The following is a 20614-nucleotide window of genomic DNA, read 5'->3' as shown; positions in this document are numbered from 1 at the left end:
AAAGGGAAGGCACCACACATGCCGTACAACGGACAGGATCTGAGCATCATCGTGCGCGATGCCGTCGCCGAAGCGCTGGGCCTCGACGTCGAGGAGGTCGTCCCGGAAGCCACTCTGCTTGGCGACCTCGACGCCGAATCGATAGACCTGCTCGACATCCTCTTCCGCATCGAGCGCGCGTCCGACGTCAAGATCAAGGTCGCGGACATCTCCGAGCTGCTCCAGGGCGGCATCCCCGACGAGGAGTTCGCCGACGAGGACGACATCATCAACGAGACCGGCCTGGCCCAGCTGAAGCGGTCCCTGCCGCAGATCGACGTCGAGGAGCTGCGGGGGAAGCTCACCGCCGACGAGGTGCTCACCCTTTTCACCGTGGGCAACCTGACGGATCTGGTGAGCGAGCGTGCCTCCCTCGCCGTCTCCGCTGCCTGAGCAGCGGGCGGGGCGGTCCATGGGCCGCCCCGCCCTGCCGAGGGTCCGGATCGGTACGGACCTTGCCGAGGTGGAGCGCGTCGAGGAACTGATGCTCTCCCAACCCGGCCTCAAAGAAACCGTGTTCACCGCCCGGGAGCTGGCGTACTGCCACCGCCGACGGCGGGCCGGCGAGCATCTGGCGGCCCGCTGGGCCGCCAAGGAAGCCGTGCTCAAGTCGCTCGGCACCGGGATGGGTCCACGGATGGAGTGGACCGACATCGAGATCCTCAACGAGCGCGGCGGACGGCCGCGAGTGCGCCTCTACGGCGAGGTGGATGCCGTGGCACAGCAGCTCGGCCTCCACCACATCGAGGTCTCGCTCACCCACAACGCCGGGCTCGCCGTCGCACACGCCGTCCTGGTGTGCCACGCGGAACCAACGGACCAGGCGGACCAGCCAGACCAGGCAGACCAGGCAGAAGGGGAAGAGGAGAGATGACGTTTGAGGGCCGGACCGCCCTGGTCACCGGGGGCTCCCGGGGCATCGGACGGTCCATCGCGATCCGGCTTGCCGCCGAGGGGGCCGCCGTCGCGGTCAACTACCGCGCCCGGGAGGCGGAGGCGGCCGAGGTGGTCGACGAGATCACGGCCGCTGGAGGGCGCGCCGTCGCCGTCCAGGCGGACGTCTCGGACCCCAAGGAGGCCGAGCAGCTCGTCGCCCGGACGCTGGAGGAACTCGGCGGGCTGCACGTCCTGATCAACAACGCGGGTGTGGCGGGCGACGGTCTCGTCTACGACCAGGACCCCGACGCCTGGTGGCGGGTGCTCAACGTCAATGTGGGCAGCGTCTACCACTGCACCCGGGCGGTGGCCGGGCACTTCATGGCCCAGCGCGACGGCAGCATCGTCAGCCTGTCGTCCATCGCCGGGGTGCGGGGCTGGATGGGCCAGTCCGCGTACGCCGCGTCCAAGGGCGCGGTCAACTCCTTCACCCGGGCCGCGTCCGTGGAGTTCGCCCGCTTCGGCGTACGCGTCAACGCGGTGCTCGCCGGGTTCGCGCCCACCGAACTGCTCGGCGGGCTGCTCGACAAGGACAACGGGCGCGGCATCAAGCGGCAGGTGCCGCTGCGCGATCTGGCCACCGTGGAGCAGATATCCGCCGCGGTCGCCTTCCTGGCCGGCGAGGAGTCCTCGTACATCACCGGCGAGCTGCTCCACGTAGACGGCGGCTGGTCGGCCCAGCTCGGCCTCGGCCGGGCGTGAGCGCGGGCCCAGGCGCCGACCCCTGACTAGGAGAGCGACGATGCGATTCCATTTGATCGACCGGATCAGCGAATGGGAGCCGGATGTCCGGCTGACCGGCCGCAAGGTCACCTCGCCCGACGAGACGTACTGGAAGCAGACGCCTGACGGCCCTGTGATGCCGGGCAATCTCGTCCTTGAAGCGCTGGCGCAGGCCGGCACCTGGCTGTTCCTGCTCAGCTCCGGCTACCGCAAGCGGGCCGCCCTTGCGACCGTGACCGAGGCCACCTGGCACGGCGACGCCGTGCCGGGCGACGCGCTCGACCTGGAGGTACGGATCCGGTCGACGTCCGACACCGCGGCCGTGCTCGACGGCACCGTGCGGGTCGAAGGGCGCACCGTCCTCGAGGTCGAAGGGCTGATGTGCGCGCTGATCGACGCCGACCGGCTCGAGGACCCGGCGGACACCGAGCGCATGGGCCGCCAGCTCCTCGGATCGGAGGCCCTGCGGTGAAGCGCGTGGTGATCACCGGTGTCGGTGCGGTCACTCCGCTCGGCAACGACGCCCCCACCACCTGGGAGGGTCTTGCGACCGGGCGCAGCGGCGTCGGCGAGCTGACCACCTTCGACGCCACCGGCTTCCCGGTGCGCATCGCGGGCCAGGTCAAAGACTTCCGGCTGAAGGACCGCGTCCCGCGGAAGGTGGGACTGCGGCATCTGTCCCGGCCGGGCGAGTTCGGTCTCGCGGCCGCGTACGAGGCGCTTGCCGACGCGGGCCTGGAGAAGGGGAGTTACGACGGCGGCGACGTCGGCGTGGCGATGGGCGCCAGCGTGGGCCGTCCCGATCTGCAGTGGATGCTGGACATCGGCGAGCTGCGCCGCACCACAGGACGCGACGACGCGTTCATCCCCTACGCGCCCGGCGACACCCTGGCGTACAACCAGAACATCCCGGCGGCCGCGATGGCCCGCCTGATGGACGCGACCGGCCCCATGTACGGCATCAGCACGGCGTGTTCGGGCTCCGCCCACGCGATCGGCGAGGCGTTCCGTGCCGTGCAGGAGGGCGACGCCATGCTGATGCTCGCGGGCGGCTACGACTCGCTGACGACCTGGATGGACGTCCTCGGCTTCAGCCTGCTCGGCGCGCTCACCCGGGAGTTCAACGACGACCCGCAGCGGGCCAGCCGGCCCTTCGACGCCGACCGTTCGGGCTTTGTGCTCGGCGAGGGCGCCGTGGTGTTCGCCCTGGAGGAGCTTGAGGCCGCCCGCGAGCGCGGGGCGACGATCCTCGCGGAGGTGCTCGGGTACGGATCGACGCTCAACGCCTGGCGTGTGACGGACTCCCCGCCGGACGGCACCGGTGCCATCCAGGCGATGGAGGCGGCGATCAGCGACGCGTCGATTCCTCCGGAGTCGGTCGACTACGTCGTCGCCCACGGCACGAGCACCGAAGGCAACGACCAGTCGGAGACGGTGGCCCTGAAGAAGGTGTTCGGCGACCACGCCGAGCGGCTGATGATCAGTTCGCCCAAGTCGATGGCGGGCCATCTCACCTCCGCGGGCGCGGCGTTGAGCCTGCTCGCCGCGGTCGGCGCGATCCGCAACTCGCTGGTGCCGCCGACGCTCAACCTGGACACGCCGGACCGCCGGCTCGGCCTCGACTACGTACCGAACACCGCCCGCAGCGCCGATGTGTCGCACGCCGTGATCAACGCCTTCGCCTTCGGGGGCACCAACGTCGCCCTGGTCGTGGGGAGTTACGAGGAGCAGCCGTCATGACGCCGACCACCGCGGCCCCGGCCGCCCCCGCCCTTGACCGGTACGCTCCGGCGCCGCCCGCCCATCTCCTCGACATCGACGCGGTGACGGGCGTGCACGCGGCGGCGACCCGGAACATCCCGGGCACCCTGCCGTTCTTCGCCACGCACTTCCCGCGTCAGCCCATCCTGCCGGGCGTGATGCTCCTCGGCACCGCCGAGGAGGTCGCCGCCCTCGCCTGCCCGCCCACCGCCGGCGGCTGGCGGCTGCGGTCGGCCGTGCGGGCGCGCTGGAAGCATCCGGTGCTCCCCGGCGACCAGGTGCGCGTCCGGGCCGAGGTCACGGGCGCGGACGACGACGCCCTGCAGTTCAAGGTCGCCATCACCGTCAAGGATCAACTCGTCGCCGACATAGGGAAGTTGATCCTCGTCCCGCGCGCGCCGTTCACGGCCGCAGTCCATCCGGAGGAGGACCGATGACCGGCACCGAACGCCAGGTCGTGGTGAGCGGCATCGGGCTGCTCACGGCGCTGGGCGAGGGCCCGGACGCCAACTGGAAGGCGCTGGTGGAGGGCCGCTCCGGGGTGGGGCCGATCAGCGCGTACGACCCATCGCCGCTGCAGACCCGCATCGGCGCGGAGATCGCCGACTTCGACGTCTCGCGCTTCGCGACCCGCCGACAGCAGCGCACCCTGAACCGGGGCGACGCACTGGCCCTCGCGGCGGCGCGGCTCGCCCTCGCCGATGCCGGCGTGGACACATCGGACGGTGAACTCGGCGGCACGACCGGCCTGTTCCTCGGCAGCAACAAGGAGATCGGGCGCCTCGAAGACCTCATCGGCGCGCTGCGCTCCGTACGCCGCGAGGACGGCACCGGGGACATGCGCAAGCTCGGCGAGCACGGGGACACCGTCATGGCGCCCCTCTTCTTCGTCGAGGGCCTTCAGCCGGGCGCCGTCTTCCACATCTCGCAGACCTTCGGCATCCGCGGCGCCAACGCCTTCTTCGCCGGTACGGCCGACTCGGGCGCCGTCGCCATCGGAGCGGCGATGCGCGCGATCCGGCGCGGGGACGCCCGGATGGCCGTCGCGGGCGGATACGAGGACGCCACCAGCTGGTGGCAGATGTCGAAGCTGGACCGGGTCGGCGTCCTGACCACCCGCAACGACCTCGGCGACACGGCATTCCGCCCCTACGACCGCAGCCGCAGCGGTGCCGTGCTCGGCGAGGGCGCGGCGCTCCTCGTCCTGGAGGAGAAGGAGTCCGCGCTGCGCCGCGGCGCCCGCATCTACGCCGAGGTGAGCGGCTTCGGCTCAGGGCACGAGGCCGGCACCCCGCCGACCCCGCACCCCGAGGGCCGCGGCCTGGCCCGCGCGGTGCGGCGCGCCCTCGACGACGCCCGCATCAACCCGTCCGAGCTCGGCTATGTGGCATCGCACGGCTCGGCAACGCGCAGCGGGGACGTCAGCGAGACCGCCGCGCTGCACACCGCTCTCGGCGATGCGGCGCGTTCCGTACCGATCAGCACCGTGAAGCCCCAGACAGGCCATCTGATCGGCGGTGCGGGGGCGTTGAACGCCACCGTCGCCGCCCTGTCCCTGCACCATGGCGCCGTCCCCGCGACGGTGAACCTCACCGACCTCGACCCCGCGTGCGACCTGGACTTCGTCCACGGCAGCGCCCGCGACCTGGCACCCGCCCATGCGCTGGCGCTCGCCCGTGGCCTTGAGGGCCAGGCAGTGGCGCTCGCCTTCACACAGCCCGGCCGGTGAGCCGGTGATCCCCGGGCCCGACCCTCGCACTGCCCCAGCACCTCGGAAAGGACAGATACATGAATGACGTTCCTGAAGACGTCGTTCCCGTGATGGTCGTCGGTGTAGGTGCCATCACGTCGCAGGGCGGCACCGCGCAGGCGCTGTGGGAGGGCGTACGCGCCGGACATGTCGCGATCGGGCCCGTGCGCGCACTGCCCATGGACGGCTACCAGACCCGGATCGGCGGTGAGGTGACCGACGCCCCCGAACCCGCCCACCGCTACACACCCGAGTCCGCCGACAGCAAGGACCGTGAGCCCTCGATCGACTTCGCCCTGGTCGCGGCCGCCGAGGCGATGGCCGCATCCGGCCTCGTGGTCGGCAGGGACGTCCCCGCCGAGCGCTGGGGCGTCGCGTACGGCACCTGCAACGGCGGCTGGCGCAGCGCCGAACTGATCCTGCGCGACGAGGAGTCGGGGCGGACTCCCGACTGGCACCGCTACACCCTCGTACCGCCGCAGGCCGCGGCGGAGACGCTGAGCGCGGCGCACGGGCTTCGCGGCCCTGTGCTCTCGGTGAACACCGCCTGCGCGTCCAGCGCGCACGCACTCGGGCACGCCCTGGAGATCCTGCGGGCAGGCCGTGCGGACGCGATGCTGGTGGGCGGCAGCGACGCGTTCACGGAGACGGCGTTCGCCGGGTTCAGCAGCCTGGAGTCGCTGTCGCCCGAACCTGCGGCGCCCTACTCCAAGGACCGCTCAGGGCTCTCGCTCGGCGAGGGCAGCGGAATGTTCGTCCTGGTGACCGACGAGGTGGCGCGCCGCGCCGGTGTCCCGGTCATCGCCGAGGTGCTCGGCTATGGACTCTCGGCGGACGGCTACCACGTGACGGCTCCGCATCCCGAGGGCGCCGGCGCGGCCCGTGCCATCCGGCAGGCGCTCACCACGTCCGCCCTGGCGCCGGACGACGTGAGGTACATCAACGGGCACGGCACCGGCACCCCGAAGAACGACTCGGCCGAGAGCAACGCGGTCCGCGCCGCCCTGGGCGAGGCCGCCGAGAAGACCGCGCTGAGCAGTACGAAGTCGATGGTCGGCCATCTCCTGGGCGCCGCGGGCGCGGTGGAGGGCATCGTCACGATCATGGCGCTGCGGGACCAGATCGCCCCGCCCACCGCCTCGTTCGGCGAGGTCGACCCGCAGTGCGGGCTCGACGCCGTGCCGGACAGCGGACGGGTGATGGCCCTGGACGCGGCCCTGTCCAACAACTTCGCCTTCGCGGGCGCCAATGCGTCGGTCGCCTTCCGGCGTCCTGGCGCCACGGCAGGCACTCCGGTCCTTCCGCTCGCCGACGACGTGGTGGTCACCGGCTTCAGCGCCCTCTCTGCGGCGGGCGAAGGGGTCGAGGCCCTCTGGGAGGCGTTCCGTGCGGGGGCCCGCCCGGGCGCCGTCGAGGACGGACTGCGGGTGGCGCGCGCCGAGTTCGACCGGTCGGCGGCCGGCACGCCCAAGCAGCGGCGCCGGATGGACCGGCTCTCGCAACTGGCCGTGGCCGCCTGCCGGGCGGCACTTGAGGACGCGGGTCTGAGCGGCGAGGAGGAGCTCGACGCGACGGGAGTGGTCCTCGGCACCGGCGTCGGCCCGGTGGCGAGCAACGAGGACTTCACCGTGCCAGTGCTCACCGAAGGCCCCAAGGTCGCCAACCCCGGGATCTTCCCCAACACGGTCTACAACAGCGCGGCGGGGCAGGTGTCGATGGCCCTGGGCACCAGGGGGCCGACGTCCACCCTGACCTCGGCGCACGCCGCGGGCGCCGCGGCGCTCGGCGTCGCGTTCGACCTGCTGCGCAGCGGCCGTGCGGAGCGGATCGTGGTTCCGGCGGTGGAGGTGCTCTCGCCGCGCACCCTTGACGCCTACCGCCGCATCCCGCTGTTCGGCCCGGCGGCCGGGCGCCGCTACACCCTCGCGGAGGGCGGCTTCGCGCTCGTCCTGGAGCGTGGGCGTTCGGCGCGTGAGCGCGGTGCCCGGATCCACGCGACACTCTCCGGTCACGCCACCGCGTCCGACAGCCTCGGCATCGGCCGCTGGGACCCGTCAGGTGACGGTGTGGAGCGGGCCATGCGCGGCGCCCTGGAGTCCGCCGGTGTCGCCCCCGCCGCGCTGTCCGCGGTGTGGGCCAACGCCGCGGGAATCGGCTCGGCCGACCGGCCCGAACTCAGCGCCATCGACCGGGTGTCGGAGGGCTCCGGGCTCCGGGTCGAGACGCCGAAGCGGCAGCTGGGCGAGCCCGTGGGAGCGGGCGCCCATCTGTCGGCGGTGCTCGCCCTGAGCGGGTGGCGCGACGCCCCGGCGGACGGGCCCGTACTGATCAACAGCTCCTCCCTCGGAGGCACGCACACCTCCCTCGTCCTCACTCCCGCCCCGACCGCTTCCGCCCCGACCCTGGATTCGGAGTCCGCACGATGAGCGACACCCACCTCGTCAAGATCCTCTCCACCGGGGCGTACCTGCCCGGTGATCCGCTGGACAACGCCGCCCTGGAGAAGCTGGGCGGGCCGCTGCCCGACGACGTACTCGCGGGCATCCAGGTCAAGACGCGGCACTGGATGGTCGATCCGGCCACCGGCGAGCATCTGACCACCACGAGCCGGATGGCGGAGAGCGCCGCCCGGCAGGCCCTGGACCGGGCCGGTCTTGAGCCCGGCGATGTCGACCTGCTTGTCGTCTCGACGGCGAGCCCGGAGCATCTGCTGCCGAACGTGGCGACCACGGTGCAGCACTACCTGGGGCTCGAACGCTGCGCGGCCATCGAGGTACGTGCGGGCTGCGCGGGGGCGGTGCAGGCCCTGGACATCGCCCGCAGGCAGCTCGCCGACGGCACCGCGCGCACGGCCCTGGTGATCGGCAGCGAGTCGATCTCGCCGCTGCTCGCGCCCATCTATCTGGGCAAGAACCCGCAGAGCGTACGGATGCGCGACCGGCTCACGCTGTACACGTTCGGCGACGGCGCGGGCGCGGTACTCCTTCGCGCCGAGCCGGCCGGTGAAGCGGCGGGCGCCCAGGGCGAGTTCGCCTTCGTCAACGACTGCATGGGCGGTCTGCGCAAGCCCGGCATGCAGATCATCGGTGGCGGTACGGACGTCGCGCAGGCCGAACAGCAGCGCCGCAAGCGGCTGTTGGAGATGAAGATCGACGTGCCCGGCACATCGACCTTCGGCCCGAAGGTCTTCGTCACGGCCATCCACGACCTGCTGCGGCGCTCCGGCTTGTCGCTCGACGAGGTGGACGCACTCGTCCTGCCGGAGGGCAACGCGGAGTACTTCTCCAGCGAGTTCGAGGAAGCCGGACTCTCGGCCGCGGACTACGAGACGCTGCAGGGCAGGATCGTGGAGAACCTCACCGAGGTGGGCGCGACCGGCTCCGCGGCCGTGCCGCTCTCGCTGGACGCGGGCTGGGTGTCGGGCCGGATCCAGCCCGGGCAGCGCCTGTTCCTGCTCGGCATCGAGGCGAGCCGCTACGTCTACACGGGGCTCTCGGTGACCTGGCACGCACAGACTCCGCGGGCGGCCTGACGTTGCCCGCGGTCACCGGGGAGCGTCCCCCGCGCCCCGTCGTCTCAGACGTGGGGGACGCTCCTGGCCACGAAACTGTCCACGAGGGCGGCGAGGCGCTCGTCCGCGAGGCCGGGCCGCAGCCGCTCGCCCCAGGTGAGGCTGGCAAGGCCGTGGCAGGCGCACCACAGGACCTCGGTCTGCAGCTCGGCGTCGCCGTCCCCCACCAGGGGCCGGACCGCCGACATGATCTCCGCGAAGGCGTCGATCATCTGCTGCGGAGTCTCTTCCTGGGCGAACTCGAGACCTACGGAGAGCGTGAACATCGCCTGGTAGAGCATCGGGTTGGCGGCCGCGAAGTCCAGATAGGCGCGGGCGGCGCGACGCAGGGCCTCCTCGGGGTCCTCGACCGCGAGACGGGCTTCGCGCAGTCCTGCGGCGAGTTCGCCGAAGCCGTCGAGGGCCACCGCGTGAACGATCGCGTCCTTGTTCTTGAAGTGCTGGTAGAGGACCGGCTGGCTGTATTCGATGTGATCGGCCAGACGCCGGGTGGTCACCGCGTCCCACCCCTCGGCCTCGGCGAGTTCCCGAGCCGTGGTCAGGATCAGCTGCCGGCGTTCCGCCTGTTCACGCAGTCGACGCTCTCTGGGAGTCATGCGATCGACGTTAGCATATATAGCGTCGATAGATTAGTTATCAATGCTAGAGTCCAAGCCACCGATCCACGCCAGACGCTCTGGAGGCGCAGCAATGGAACAGCGGACACTCGGCAAGACCGGCCTGCGGGTCCCCGCCCAAGGCCTCGGCTGCATGGGCATGACCTTCGGATACGGCACTTCGGACGAGGCGGAGGCGGTCAGGACCGTCTACCGGGCGCTCGACCTCGGCGTGAACCTCCTCGACACCGCGGACATGTACGGCCCGCACACCAATGAGCAGCTGCTCGGCCGCGCCCTTGAGGGACGCCGCGACGAGGTGGTGCTCTCCTCCAAGGTCGGCAACGAGATCGACGTACTGGGCCAGTTGACCGGTCGGCTCAACGGCCGCCCGGAGTACATCCGCAAGGCCGTCGACGCCAGCCTCAGCCGGCTGGGCACCGACCGCCTCGACCTCTACTACCTGCACCGGGTCGATCCCGAAGTGCCGGTCGAGGAGAGCTTCGGCGCACTCGGCGAGCTGGTCGAGGCAGGCAAGGTACGCCACTTGGGGATCTCCGAGGCCTCCGCCGACACCATCCGGCGTGCGCACGCGGTGCACCCGTTGACCGCGGTCCAGACCGAGTACTCGCTCTTCACTCGCGACGTCGAGGTCAACGGCGTCCTTGCCGCGTGCAGGGAGCTCGGCATCGGCTTCGTCGCCTACAGCCCGCTCGGCCGCGGCTTCCTGACCGGCGCGATCCGCAGCGCCGGTGACCTGCCGTCCGGGCCTGACTTCCGGCGGATCGCCCCGCGGTTCGAGGAGGACAACCTGCGCGCGAACCTGACCGTCGTCGACGCGCTCGCCGAGGTGGCGGCCGCCGAGGACACCTCGGTCACCCGCCTCGCCCTGGCCTGGGTGCTCCACCAGGGCAAGGACGTCGTCCCCATCCCCGGCACCCGGCGCGTGAAGAACCTCCAGGAGAACGTCGCCGCGGCCTCCGTGCGGCTTTCCGACGACGCCCTGAAGCGGATCGACGCCATCGCCCCGTACGGCATCACGGCCGGCGAACGCTACCCGGCGCCCGCCATGGCACAGCTCAACGGCTGACACACCCAGGCTGCCCCACCCACCGGACTTCGGACCTCAGACGTCAGACTTCGGACCTCTAGGAGCGGAACGTGTCCTCACCCCATATACGCCGGGTCCTCATCGCCGGCGGCGGCATCGGCGGCATCGCGGCCGCCGTGGCTCTGCAACAGAGGGGCATCGAATCCCTTGTCTTCGAGCGGGCACCCCAACTGCGGGACGGCGGCGCGGGACTGCACCTCTGGACCAACGGCATGCTCGCCCTCGACCACATGGGTCTCGCCGACCGGGTGCGCGAGATCGCGCCGGCCCAGGAGACCTGCCACTTCGCCACCTCCAGCGGGCGGCTCATCGGCGACTGGCCCGTCGGCCGGTTCACCACCCGCTACGGCCAGCCCACCGTGGCCATCGGGCGGTCCGATCTGCACGCCGTCCTGCGCGACTGCCTCGAAACGCCCGTCAGGACCGGTGCCGAGGTCAGCGGCTACACCGAGCACGAGGACGGGGTCACCGTCCGGTTCGCCGACGGAACCGAGGAGACCGGCGATCTGCTGATCGGCGCCGACGGCGTGCACTCCGCCGTCCGGCGCGGACTGCTCGGCCCCGAACCTCCCGACTACACCGGCTACATCGCCTGGCGCGGCCATGGCCGCGTCGACCCCGCCGTCGTCGCACCGGGCACCTTCCGCGCCCTGTTCGGCCCCGGCACCCGCTTCACGTACTACGACATCGCACCCGGCGTCGTGCACTGGATGAGCGTCGCCAACGGGCCCGCGGGCGGCCGCGATCAGGGCACCCCCGAGCAGACACTCGCCATGCTCCGCGACCGGCACCGCGGCTGGACGGGACCCGTCGACGAGGTGCTCGCGGCCACCGACCCCGAGTCGGTGATCCGCAGCGACGTGGTGGACCGCAGCCCCGACCCCGTGTGGGGCCGCGGCCGGGTCACGCTGCTCGGCGACGCCGCGCACGCCATCAGCTTCAACATCGGGCAGGGCGCCTGCCAGGCCATCGAGGACGCCCTCGTCCTCGCGCAGCGGCTCGCCGCGGTGGACTGCGCGTCCGCCGGTGAACTCCAGGCCGCGCTGCGGGCGTACGAGAGCGAGCGGCAGCAGCGCACCGCGCCGATGCAGAAGCTCGCCCGGCGCATCGGACGCATGGGCGCCATGGAGAACCGGATGGGCGTCTGGGCCCGCGACCGGCTCCTTCGGTACGCGTGGCCGCAGGCCTTCCGCGCGGCCGAGCGGGACCACGTCGCGTACGGGACCCGGTGGGCCGCGTCCGTCAGCGCCTGACCGGATTCAACAGAACGGAACGTCCGAAGAGCACCAGAACAACACCGGAGCACCACGAGAGGAGCGGGACCATCGTGCCCACCCAACTGACCGCGCCCGCACAACCGTCCGCAGAGCCGGAGACCCTCCCGTCCGTCGCCCACAACAGGGCCGTCATCCGGCGGGTCTTCGAGGAGTTCGTCAACCGGGGCGACTTCTCCGTCGTGGACGAGGTCTACCGCGAGGACATGATCGACCACGAGCCGATGCCCGGCGCTCCCGAGGGCCGGATCGGCGTGAAGTACACCATCGCCGGACTCCGCGAGGCCTTCCCCGATCTCGAGGTCACCATCGAGGACATGAGCGCGGAGGGCGACTTCGTCGTCATCCACAACACCTGGCGCGGCACGCATCTGGGGACGCTGCTCGGCCTGGAGGCGACCGGCCGCGCCATCGAGTCACGGGGCATCGTGATCTGGCGGTTCCAGGACGGTCTGATCGCCGAGCGCTGGGCGCACGGAGTGGCCTCCAACATGCTCGCCGAACTGGGCATGAAGATGCCGGGCGCCCGCAAGAAGGGGCGTCAGCGGCAGGGCGCGGAGCCGGTCGTGCGCACCGTACCGATCAGGAACGGCAAGCCGTGGGCCTGGCACCGGCTGACCGCGGAGCTCCAGGGGCCGCGGCTGCGGGAGTACGAGGCATCGCGGCACCGCCTCGGCATCAGCCACGAGACGTTCCGGCTCGACCCGCGCCCCGACCGGGACCACGTCATCGTCACCTTCGAGACGGCCGACGCGGACCGCACCGCCAAGCGCTGGGCGTCCTCCGAGGATCCGTTCGACCTGTGGCTGCGCGACCAGGTGCTCGACATCCACGGCGAGGACCCCTGGGCGGCACCGGGCTCGGCACCGGGCTCATCGCCCGGGCTGACCTGGACGGCTCCCCCGCCGGCGGCTCCGAGGAGCACCTCGTAGGTCCTGTCGAAGTACCGAGAACTTGAGGGAGCGGCCGCCACCCCGGCATGTGTCAGCTCGTCCGCGAGCGTGAGCCGGGGGTCGGAGAGCATCGGGTGGGGCAGGTGCAGGCGGTCCACGAGCGCCTGTTGGTAGTCGGCCCGGTCCGAGGACAGGGCGAGCACACGGTCGACGCCTTCCGCCCGCAGTGCGTCGAGGTGGTCGCGGTAGCCGTTGGCCGCCCGGCCGGGGCTGAGCAGCCCGCAGTCCTCGTAGTGGCGCAGCGCCTTGATCGTCAGGTGAGGTCACGTCGCGCCCCTTGATGCCGGGATGCCCTCCGGGCAAGCCGGGTTCGAGCATCATTCGAGTCCCTTTCGGCACGATGCAGAAGTCATCGCCCAAAGAGAGGGCTCCACAGATGCAGCGGCGGACTCCCACGGAGGAACTACTCGACCTCGCGGCGGACGTGCTCGCCGACGACCGTCACGCGATTCGGACCGCGGCCAAGGGCGCGCCGTTCATCTCGCTGGGCGGCGGTCTGTCCGAGGCCGTGCGGCTGCTCGCGACGGCCGACGACCAGTTCGGCATGCTGGTGGACCTGGCCGGGCTGCTCGGTCCCGCACCCCTGGAGGAAGTGCTCTCCCTCGCGGTGCCGGCGCCCGCGCCCGCCCGGCGCGGCGGTCCAGGACGCTCCGTGCGCGAGCCGCTGCCCGAGCAGGGCGCGCTCCTCGCCACCGAGGAATTCACGGGCAGCGGGACCGTGTACCAGATGTCCAGCGCGGAGCTGACAGGGCCGCTCGACCGGTCGGCGCTGCGCACCGCGCTGCGGGCGCTTGTCGCCCGGCACGAGGGGCTGCGTACGGTCTTCTCGTGGTCCCCCAAGGGGCCGGTGCGCCGCGTACCGGTGCACGGCGAGGCGCAGTTGGTGGTGCGGGACGCGGATATCCCCGCGCCGGGCCAGGACGCGGTCGAGTCCGTGCACGCCGCGATCCGTGCGACCGCCGGCCTGCTCGGCGGCAACGCGGACCGGCCGCCCGCCGTGTTCACGCTCACCCGGTACTCCGACGAGCACCACGTCCTGACCTTCGTGCACCATCTGGCGGTGGCGGACACCTGGTCGGTCGGTCTGATCTGGCGGGAGCTGTTCGAGGACTACGAACGGGCGGCGGACGGGAAGCCGGTTCCGCAGAGCCCCGCGCCGAGCCCGGACGCCGCGCTGGAACGCGCCGGCGAACTGGCCGCGTCCGGTGTCGTGCACTCCTTGACGTCCCGCCGCCTTGCCCAGCTGGCGGACTTCCCGACCACGGTCGAGCTGCCGGGCACCGGCGGCAGACCCCCTACCTTCGACTTCGTGGGCGACCAACTCCTGTTCTCCGTACCGCCGGAGGTCCGCGACCGCTGCGACCTCGTCGTACGTCGTGCAGGCGTCAGCCGCACCGCAGTGCTGCTCGGCGCGTGGGCCCTGACCGTCGGCCGCCTCGCGGGAACCGACCGGCTCCTGATCGGCACCCGGATCCCCCGGCGCCCGACGAGCGGCCTGATGCGCACGGTGGCTCCCTGCACTCCCACGGTGCCCGTGCGCTGTGAACTCCAGGGCACGGTCGACTACTTCCTGCGGGGCATCGCCTGCGCGTTCAGCGAGGGGATCGAGTTCGCCGACGTACCGCTGAAGTCGCTCTCGCGGGGCCTGGGCGTGCCACCCGACCGCAGCCGCACACCTCTCGTGCAGATCGGCTTCTCCTCGCAGGAGGACCTGCTACCCGCCCTGACGGACGTCGCCGGGCTCGGGGTGCGGCTGAGTTCGGGCCACTTCGGCGGCGCGTCGGCCGACGCCGAACTGACGGTGTCACGCTGGGGAGTTGACCCCCTCCTCGCCCTCTCGTACGCCACATCCGTGCTCGCCGAGGATGAAGCCGCCGCCCTGGCGGAAGCCGTCTCCGAGACGCTGCGGCAGCTGGTGACCCAGCCGGAGGACGCCCCTCTGGACCGCGTGACCGTACCCGAACCGGTCCAGCACGCCGGCTGACCACCCCCCAGACCGACGCCCGCTCCGGCCTTCCCCCGACGGAGCGGGCGTCGCCCTACCTGCCGCCGCCAATCACGGGCAACGCGCGACTGACGCGGCGGCGTCGACCTGCCCGCCCGTGCGGAGCCGTCGTCGAGAAGCCCGCTCTCGTCAATCGCGAGCGGCGCCCGCCAAGGCTTCGAGCCGGGGCACCAGGCTCTGTGCGCGGGCGAGTTCGGAGATCGACCGGCTCAGCCGGGACGCGGCGGGCAGGGCTCGGCCGCCGTGTACCAGTTCCGCGATGTGGAAGCGCAGGCGCAGGCCGCTGGTCTGGCGGTCCGGTTCGGCTGCGTACAGGCAGCGGCCGATGCCCGACTCTTCGAGGAGTGCACCTGCCCGGCGCTCCTCGGGGTAGCCCGAGTTGAGGGACAGCTGCGGCACGCCGTGCAGGGCGGCCGCGTACACCGCGCCCGCGTCACCCTGGTGTACGACGGCCGCGCAGCCGGGCAGCAGCCGGGACCAGGGCTGGTCGTGGCCGTAGCGGATCAGGACGTCCAGATCGAGGGCGCTCGCCCCCTCCACCGAGCGGTGGAAGAGATCCGACTGGCGGCCTCCGTAGCCGCCGGGTTCCGGGCTGCCGCCGACGATCAGGACCCGGGGGCGTGAGGACCGCGCCGCCGGCCAGAGCGGGTCGTCGCCGGCCGGTTCGTACGCCTCGCAGCACACGGACCAGGCGCCCGGCACGCCGTCGGCGCGCAGGGAAGGAGGGCAGGGGTCCACCCACACGTCGGGGGTCAGGTCCGTTCCGGGCGGCGGATACGCGGGCCGGTAGGGGAGGTAGGGGAGGTAGCAGACCATCGGAACGGCGGACATGGCCCCGGCGTCCATGCCGCCGAGGCCTGTCGGTTCGCCGACCAGGAGGTCGGGCCGCCAGAGCGTGGCCGTCGCGGTGGGGTCTCCCAGTACGGGGACGAGCCCCGCACGGGCCACCGCGTCACAGCTCTGCGCCCGGCACCACACGCGTACCCGATGCCCGCTGTGCACCAGCGCTCGGGCCAGCGGCAGCATGTGCAGCAGACCGGACGGCGAACGGCCTGCTACGAACAGGACACGCACCACTCCTCCTTCCAGGTCCTTCCAGGTCCTTCCAGGCGCAATCTCCGCCCGGCCCCCTTGTGCTCGTTCCCCCTCGTGCGGCCTACCCGGCGAACAGGTCGAGCACCCGGCCGGTGTCGCCGTCGGTCTGCAGGCTGGGGTCGCCCGAGAGCACCGCGCTCTGCAGCCGCTTGAGCCGGTCCGACGGTTCGATGCCCAGTTCCGAGACCAGGTTCGTGCGCAGGGTCTGGTAGACGTCAAGCGCGGAGGACGGGCGTCCCGCGCGGTAGAAGGCCACCATCGACTGGGCGTGCAGCCCTTCGTTCAGGGGCTGTCGTGCGGTGAGCGCGGTCAGCTCGGTCAGCAGCTCGGTGTGCCGGCCGAGACGGAGCTCGACGTCGATCCGCCGCTCGAGCAGACCCAGGCGGCTCTCCTCGAGACGCATCATCTCGATGGAGAGGAGAGGACCGGTGCGTACGTCCACCAGTGCAGGACCCCGCCACAGGGCGAGCGCCTGGCCGAACTTCCGGGACGCCACCAGGTCGTCGCGCCGCTCCGCGGCCTGCTGACCCTCCGCCATCAGCAGGTCGTACTGGTGCAGATCGATGCTGCCCGGCTCGGCCTGGAGCAGATAGCCGCCGTGCCGGGTGAGCAGCATGTCCTTCGAACCGCCGGGGGACGAACCCGCGAGCGCGGTCTCCATGCAGCGCCTGAGCTGCAGGATGTAGGTCTGCAGGGTGGTGAGCGCACTGCGCGGTGGCTCCGCTGTCCAGATCTCCTCCATGAGCGCGGAGACCGGGAGGACCTGATTGCTGTAAAGAGCAAGCAGCGCGAGGATCTGCCGCGGCTTGCTGGCGGTCGGGAGCATCGAGACACCGTTCAGCTCCGCCTCGAACGACCCCAGGACACGAATCTCCATTCGAACCCTCCAGTCTTTCTGTAGGTATCGGAGCGTCTCACTCGAGTCCCGGCTTGAAACAGTGCTCAAGTACCGTCCCGGATGTGGGTTCTTATGGGGGCTGACCATGACGAATTCACACCCGCCGACACGCACGACGGCTCGTGGGCCCAGGCAGCGGTGCCTGGACCCACGAGCCGTCGGAGCGATCAATTCCGGTCAGCCGGCGTAGGTGGAAAGACCGGCGGCGACGTCCTCGGGGGAGGGCATGGCGGCGATCTCGTCGGCGACGCGGCGCGCCGCCTGCCGGTAGGAGTCGTCGGACAGCAGGGCCTTCACCTTCAACGTGACGGCCTCCGCGGCGAGTTCACCGTGACCGAGGACCTCGCCCGCACCGAGCGCGCGGACCGCCTCGGCGTTGGTGGGCTGGTCGGAGCCCTGCGGCAGGAACAGCTGGGGCAGCCCGGCGGCCAGCGCCGCGAGCATGCTGCCGCTGCCGCCGTGCTGGACGACGACCGAGGCGTGGCGCAGCACTTCGGCCTGCGACACCCACGGCACGGCGACCGTGTGGGCGGGCAGCTCGCCGAGCTCCTCGACACCGACCGTCGGGCCCGTCGCCACCAGGACGCGTACGTCGAGGGGTGCGAGGCCCTCGATCGCGGTGCGCAGCACGGCGGCAGAACCGAGGGCCGTGCCGAGGCTGAGGTAGACCAGCGGGCGGTCGCTGCCGGCCAGGTCGGCGGGCAGCTCGCCCGGCTCGTCGAAGGGCACCGGGCGCTGCGCGATACGGGGGTAGCCCGAGGTGAGGAAGGCGGGGTCCTGCAGCGATGGCGGGCAGACGTCGACGTACGGGTGGCCGAGCAGCCGCACCTGGTCGTCGGCGACCAGGACGCCCAACTCGGCGGCGGTGACGCGCAGTTCCTCCTGGATCAGCGCCTCCTCACCCACCGAGACAAGGCGCCCCACGCCGTGCGACAGGGCCGGGATCCCGGCGAGCCTGGCCGCGAACCCGGCGCCCGGGTTCATCACTTCGTGGATGACGAGGTCGGGCCGGAAGCTCTCGAAGACGGCGACGAGGTCCGCGGCGATGGAGCGGGGCAGGACCGAGCCGAACGCCTTCACGCCCAGGGCGGTGAGCACCTCGGGGGGCAGCTCGCTCGGGTGTACGTCGCCGCCCTGCGACTCAAGGAAGGCTTGACCGCCGGCTGCTTCGATGAACGCGTCGGGGACGGAGCGACCTGCCGTCACCGGCTCCAGGCCCACGGCGCTCAGGATCGGATGGAACTGCTCGCCCGTGGCGAACCGGACCTCGTGTCCGGCCGACCGCGCGGCCAGTGCCAGGGGAAGGAGGGGGTGCACGTGACCGAAGTTGCCGACGCTGGCGAAGAGGATTCTCATACCGGTCGACCATAGGGCTATCGCCGACCCAATGTCTAGTACTGCTAGAAAATCTAGTATCGATAAGCATGGTCGCTAGCATGGCAGTCAGCGGCCACGGCGGCCGGACGGACCGATCACTTGGAGTGAATACGGCATGGGAACCGTGGAACTGGCGCGCCTTCAGTTCGCGTTAACGGTCGGCGTGCACTACCTGCTCGTCGCGCTGACGCTCGGGCTCGTGGTCATGGTCGCGATCAGCCACACCCGCTGGGTGCGCACCGGCGACCCGGCACTGAAACAGGCGACCAAGTACTGGGGCACGCTCTACGTCATCAACTACGCCGTCGGCATCGCCGCGGGCATCGCCATGGAGTACCAGCTCAGCGCCAACTGGTCCGGGCTCGAGAACATGGCGGCCAGCGTCTTCGGCGCCCCGCTCGCCGTGGAGACCGTGGTCGCCTTCTTCGTCGAGTCGACCTTCCTCGCCCTGTGGATCTTCGGCTGGCAGCGGCTTCCCGCCAAGGCCCATCTGGCCTGCATCTGGATCGTCGCGGCGGCCGCCTACATGTCGGCGATCTGGGCGCTCCTCGCCAACGGCTTCATGCAGCACCCGGTCGCGTACGAGATGCGGGGCGGCGAGCTCCATCTGGACGACCCGCTGGCCCTGTTCACCAACGCCAACGCCTGGATCGCCGTACTGCACGTCATCGGCGGAGCCATCGGTGTCGGCGGTTTCTTCATGCTCGGCGTCTCGGTGCTGCTTCGCCGCCGCGGCCGGGCCTCCGACGCATTCCTGCGGCACTCGATGCGCATGGGCGCGCACGCCGCGCTCTGGGGAACGGTCCTGGTCGGCGGCAGCGGTGCGCTCCAGCTGGAGCGCGTCACGGTGGAACAGCCCATCAAGCAGGCCCTCGTCGACGGCAAGGACGCCGAACTCGCCGACTTCCAGCAGGCCTTGGTGAAGCGCTTCGGCGACGGCGTCGAGCTGCCGTCCGGGCCGCTGGTCCAGATCAGCGCCTTCTCGATGATCATCATCGGGATCATCCTGCTGGTCGTCGCCATCTGGACGCTGATCTCCCTGCGCGGCGACCGGATGCTGACCAGGCCGGGCCTGCAGCGGACCCTGGTGTTCGTGATGGCGCTGCCCTTCGTCGCGAACATCGCGGGCTGGGTGCTGCGTGAGTACGGCAGGCAGCCGTTCGTCATCGACGACATCCTCACCACCCAGCAGGCCCTGACCCCGTCGCTGACGACGACCCAGCTGACCGTCTCCCTGGTGGTGCTCGGCCTGCTTGTCACCGTGCTGCTGGCCCTCGACTGGTGGCTGCTCGGCAAGACAGCCATGCGCGGCCCGCAGCAGGCCGACCTCTGGGAGCAGGCGCCGGAAGAGGCCGGGCACGACGACGGCGGGTCCGGCGGCGACAGCGGGTCCGACGACGAGAAGCGCGACGGCGTACTGATCTAGTGTCCGGACCCGGACCCGGACATCTCTTCACCCAGACAAGGAGCACCCTGGCCATGAGTTACCCGACCCTGTGGACGATCGGGTTCATCGCCCTGTTCACCGGCTATCTGATGCTCGCCGGCGCCAATTACGGAGTGGGGTCGACGCTCCTGGTCACCGCCCGCACCGACCGGGAGCGCAGGACGGTGCTCGGCGGGCTCGGCCCCTTCTTACTCGGCAACGAGGCCTGGCTGCTGGTCTCCGTCGGCATCCTGGTGGGCACGTTACCCGGCCTCAAGACTCAACTCCTGGTCGGCGCCGCCCCGTTCGCGCTGACCGCGCTGAGCGGCGCGCTGGCCCTCACCAGCGCCGTCATGCTGCGCAGCAGGCACCCCGACCTGGCGGTGCGACGCCGCTGGGACCTGGCGATCTGCGTCGCGGGCAGCGCGGCGGCCTTCGGCTGGGGAGGGTTCCTGACCGCGGTCGCGGGCGGACTCGACATCGACGGCGATGGCCATGTGACGGGCAGCGGCGCCTCGTTGACCCTGGTGTCCCAGCTCGGCGGGCTCGCGGCGGTCGCCTTGTTCGCCGCGCACGGCGCGGCCTTCACCGCCGCCCGCACCACCGGCGAGAGCGCGGCCCGCGCGGCGCGGATCACCGGGCCACTGGGGGCCGCCGGCGGAGCGCTGGCTCTGGTCACCGTCCTCGCGGGCCTTGCGGCCGGGCACTTCGACGGCGACGCACTGCGCAGGCCCTGGATCGCCGTGCTCCTGATCGCCGCCGCCGGGGTGGCCCTGTTCGCCGCCTACCGCCGGATGTCCGGGGGCAGCCCGTGGCAGTCGTTCGCGGCCACCGCCACGGCCGTGGGTCTCCTTCCGGTGGCGGTGTTCGCCGCCAAGTACCCCTATCTGGTGACCCCTTCGGACTCCGGGACAGCGGCCACCGCGGTCCAGGACCTCGCCGCGGACACCACGTCCCTCGCCCTGATCACCTGGACCGCCGGTCCGGTACTCCTCCTTGTGATCGCCGTACAGATCCGAATGTGGTGGCTGTTCCGCACCACCGAGGACCGGGCGGCCGCGCCCGCATTCCACTGAGGCGGGGGGGCGGTCGCGTGAAA

19 protein-coding genes are annotated in these 20614 nt (G+C 71.6%); 15 read left to right on the top strand and 4 right to left on the bottom strand.

The window, feature by feature from the left end:
• Positions 1-18: 18 nt before the first annotated feature.
• From AB0O76_RS01975 to AB0O76_RS01935, 9 genes are read left to right on the top strand one after another with little or no spacing between them, the layout of a single operon-like run.
• The gene (locus tag AB0O76_RS01975; protein WP_360765623.1) at positions 19-432 is read left to right on the top strand and encodes a phosphopantetheine-binding protein; all 414 of its coding nucleotides are present in this window, start codon (positions 19-21) and stop codon (positions 430-432) included.
• A 19-nt stretch (positions 433-451) separates the two neighbouring features.
• The gene (gene acpS, locus AB0O76_RS01970; protein ID WP_365484055.1) at positions 452-913 is read left to right on the top strand and encodes a holo-ACP synthase; all 462 of its coding nucleotides are present in this window, start codon (positions 452-454) and stop codon (positions 911-913) included.
• Entirely contained in the window at positions 910-1677 is a 768-nt protein-coding gene (locus tag AB0O76_RS01965; RefSeq protein WP_365484052.1) for a 3-oxoacyl-ACP reductase family protein, read from the top strand. The genes acpS and AB0O76_RS01965 overlap by 4 nt, the downstream gene beginning before the upstream one ends.
• 40 nt (positions 1678-1717) lie before the next feature.
• Positions 1718-2170, top strand: coding sequence for a 3-hydroxylacyl-ACP dehydratase (locus tag AB0O76_RS01960; protein ID WP_365484049.1), 453 nt, complete (start codon positions 1718-1720; stop codon positions 2168-2170).
• Positions 2167-3438 carry a beta-ketoacyl-[acyl-carrier-protein] synthase family protein gene (locus AB0O76_RS01955; RefSeq protein WP_365484046.1) on the top strand — a complete coding sequence of 424 codons (1272 nt, stop codon included), beginning with the start codon at positions 2167-2169 and terminating at the stop codon, positions 3436-3438. The genes AB0O76_RS01960 and AB0O76_RS01955 overlap by 4 nt, the downstream gene beginning before the upstream one ends.
• On the top strand, positions 3435-3896 hold the full coding sequence (locus tag AB0O76_RS01950; protein ID WP_365484044.1) for a hydroxymyristoyl-ACP dehydratase: 462 nt from the start codon (positions 3435-3437) through the stop codon (positions 3894-3896). The genes AB0O76_RS01955 and AB0O76_RS01950 overlap by 4 nt, the downstream gene beginning before the upstream one ends.
• Entirely contained in the window at positions 3893-5188 is a 1296-nt protein-coding gene (locus AB0O76_RS01945; RefSeq protein ID WP_365484041.1) for a beta-ketoacyl-[acyl-carrier-protein] synthase family protein, read from the top strand. Before AB0O76_RS01950 ends, AB0O76_RS01945 begins: the two co-directional genes overlap by 4 nt.
• Before the next feature lie 59 nt (positions 5189-5247).
• Entirely contained in the window at positions 5248-7635 is a 2388-nt protein-coding gene (locus AB0O76_RS01940) for a beta-ketoacyl-[acyl-carrier-protein] synthase family protein (protein WP_365484038.1), read from the top strand.
• Positions 7632-8741, top strand: coding sequence for a 3-oxoacyl-[acyl-carrier-protein] synthase III C-terminal domain-containing protein (locus AB0O76_RS01935; protein ID WP_365484035.1), 1110 nt, complete (start codon positions 7632-7634; stop codon positions 8739-8741). The genes AB0O76_RS01940 and AB0O76_RS01935 overlap by 4 nt, the downstream gene beginning before the upstream one ends.
• Positions 8742-8785: 44 nt before the next feature.
• On the opposite strand, the gene AB0O76_RS01930 is transcribed toward AB0O76_RS01935, so the two are convergent.
• Positions 8786-9376, bottom strand: a complete 591-nt coding sequence (locus AB0O76_RS01930) for a TetR/AcrR family transcriptional regulator (RefSeq protein WP_365484032.1) — start codon at positions 9374-9376, stop codon at positions 8786-8788.
• Between the two features lie 94 nt (positions 9377-9470).
• Here AB0O76_RS01930 and AB0O76_RS01925 point away from each other — a divergent pair, with 94 nt between their 5' ends.
• The 4 genes from AB0O76_RS01925 to AB0O76_RS01910 all read left to right on the top strand — a co-directional run bounded on the left by AB0O76_RS01925 (position 9471) and on the right by AB0O76_RS01910 (position 14698).
• A complete protein-coding gene (locus AB0O76_RS01925; protein ID WP_365484029.1) occupies positions 9471-10466 on the top strand; it encodes an aldo/keto reductase in 996 nt (331 codons plus the stop codon).
• Between the two features lie 71 nt (positions 10467-10537).
• Positions 10538-11740, top strand: coding sequence for an FAD-dependent monooxygenase (locus tag AB0O76_RS01920; RefSeq protein WP_365484026.1), 1203 nt, complete (start codon positions 10538-10540; stop codon positions 11738-11740).
• 74 nt (positions 11741-11814) lie between these two features.
• Positions 11815-12693 carry an ester cyclase gene (locus tag AB0O76_RS01915; RefSeq protein ID WP_365484024.1) on the top strand — a complete coding sequence of 293 codons (879 nt, stop codon included), beginning with the start codon at positions 11815-11817 and terminating at the stop codon, positions 12691-12693.
• A 397-nt stretch (positions 12694-13090) separates the two neighbouring features.
• The gene (locus AB0O76_RS01910; RefSeq protein ID WP_365484021.1) at positions 13091-14698 is read left to right on the top strand and encodes a condensation domain-containing protein; all 1608 of its coding nucleotides are present in this window, start codon (positions 13091-13093) and stop codon (positions 14696-14698) included.
• Between the two features lie 150 nt (positions 14699-14848).
• Here the strand turns inward: AB0O76_RS01910 and AB0O76_RS01905 are convergent, their stop codons facing one another.
• The 3 genes from AB0O76_RS01905 to AB0O76_RS01895 form a co-directional block, all read right to left on the bottom strand.
• Positions 14849-15793: a nucleotide disphospho-sugar-binding domain-containing protein gene (locus AB0O76_RS01905; protein ID WP_365484018.1), complete on the bottom strand. Its 945-nt coding sequence runs from the start codon at positions 15791-15793 to the stop codon at positions 14849-14851.
• Positions 15794-15875: 82 nt separating this feature from the next.
• Positions 15876-16691 carry an AfsR/SARP family transcriptional regulator gene (locus AB0O76_RS01900; RefSeq protein WP_360765669.1) on the bottom strand — a complete coding sequence of 272 codons (816 nt, stop codon included), beginning with the start codon at positions 16689-16691 and terminating at the stop codon, positions 15876-15878.
• A gap of 198 nt (positions 16692-16889) precedes the next feature.
• A complete protein-coding gene (locus AB0O76_RS01895; RefSeq protein WP_365484015.1) occupies positions 16890-18068 on the bottom strand; it encodes a glycosyltransferase in 1179 nt (392 codons plus the stop codon).
• 136 nt (positions 18069-18204) lie between these two features.
• Here AB0O76_RS01895 and AB0O76_RS01890 point away from each other — a divergent pair, with 136 nt between their 5' ends.
• Positions 18205-19515 carry a cytochrome ubiquinol oxidase subunit I gene (locus AB0O76_RS01890; protein ID WP_365484012.1) on the top strand — a complete coding sequence of 437 codons (1311 nt, stop codon included), beginning with the start codon at positions 18205-18207 and terminating at the stop codon, positions 19513-19515.
• Between the two features lie 53 nt (positions 19516-19568).
• Positions 19569-20591, top strand: coding sequence for a cytochrome d ubiquinol oxidase subunit II (locus AB0O76_RS01885; RefSeq protein WP_365484009.1), 1023 nt, complete (start codon positions 19569-19571; stop codon positions 20589-20591).
• The last annotated feature ends 23 nt before the right edge of the window (positions 20592-20614 follow it).

This window comes from Streptomyces sp. NPDC086554 (genome assembly GCF_040686095.1).
Lineage (GTDB): Bacteria > Actinomycetota > Actinomycetes > Streptomycetales > Streptomycetaceae > Streptomyces.
This window is presented reverse-complemented; position numbering and strand designations above follow the sequence as displayed.

Coding starts and splice junctions, on each gene's coding strand:
- AB0O76_RS01930 (WP_365484032.1), bottom strand. CDS start 9,376: ATGACTCCCAGAGAGCGTCGACTGCGTGAACAGGCGGAACGCCGGCAG.
- acpS (WP_365484055.1), top strand. CDS start 452: ATGGGCCGCCCCGCCCTGCCGAGGGTCCGGATCGGTACGGACCTTGCC.
- AB0O76_RS01965 (WP_365484052.1), top strand. CDS start 910: ATGACGTTTGAGGGCCGGACCGCCCTGGTCACCGGGGGCTCCCGGGGC.
- AB0O76_RS01885 (WP_365484009.1), top strand. CDS start 19,569: ATGAGTTACCCGACCCTGTGGACGATCGGGTTCATCGCCCTGTTCACC.
- AB0O76_RS01895 (WP_365484015.1), bottom strand. CDS start 18,068: ATGAGAATCCTCTTCGCCAGCGTCGGCAACTTCGGTCACGTGCACCCC.
- AB0O76_RS01935 (WP_365484035.1), top strand. CDS start 7,632: ATGAGCGACACCCACCTCGTCAAGATCCTCTCCACCGGGGCGTACCTG.
- AB0O76_RS01940 (WP_365484038.1), top strand. CDS start 5,248: ATGAATGACGTTCCTGAAGACGTCGTTCCCGTGATGGTCGTCGGTGTA.
- AB0O76_RS01950 (WP_365484044.1), top strand. CDS start 3,435: ATGACGCCGACCACCGCGGCCCCGGCCGCCCCCGCCCTTGACCGGTAC.
- AB0O76_RS01925 (WP_365484029.1), top strand. CDS start 9,471: ATGGAACAGCGGACACTCGGCAAGACCGGCCTGCGGGTCCCCGCCCAA.
- AB0O76_RS01900 (WP_360765669.1), bottom strand. CDS start 16,691: ATGGAGATTCGTGTCCTGGGGTCGTTCGAGGCGGAGCTGAACGGTGTC.
- AB0O76_RS01890 (WP_365484012.1), top strand. CDS start 18,205: ATGGGAACCGTGGAACTGGCGCGCCTTCAGTTCGCGTTAACGGTCGGC.
- AB0O76_RS01975 (WP_360765623.1), top strand. CDS start 19: ATGCCGTACAACGGACAGGATCTGAGCATCATCGTGCGCGATGCCGTC.
- AB0O76_RS01910 (WP_365484021.1), top strand. CDS start 13,091: ATGCAGCGGCGGACTCCCACGGAGGAACTACTCGACCTCGCGGCGGAC.
- AB0O76_RS01960 (WP_365484049.1), top strand. CDS start 1,718: ATGCGATTCCATTTGATCGACCGGATCAGCGAATGGGAGCCGGATGTC.
- AB0O76_RS01945 (WP_365484041.1), top strand. CDS start 3,893: ATGACCGGCACCGAACGCCAGGTCGTGGTGAGCGGCATCGGGCTGCTC.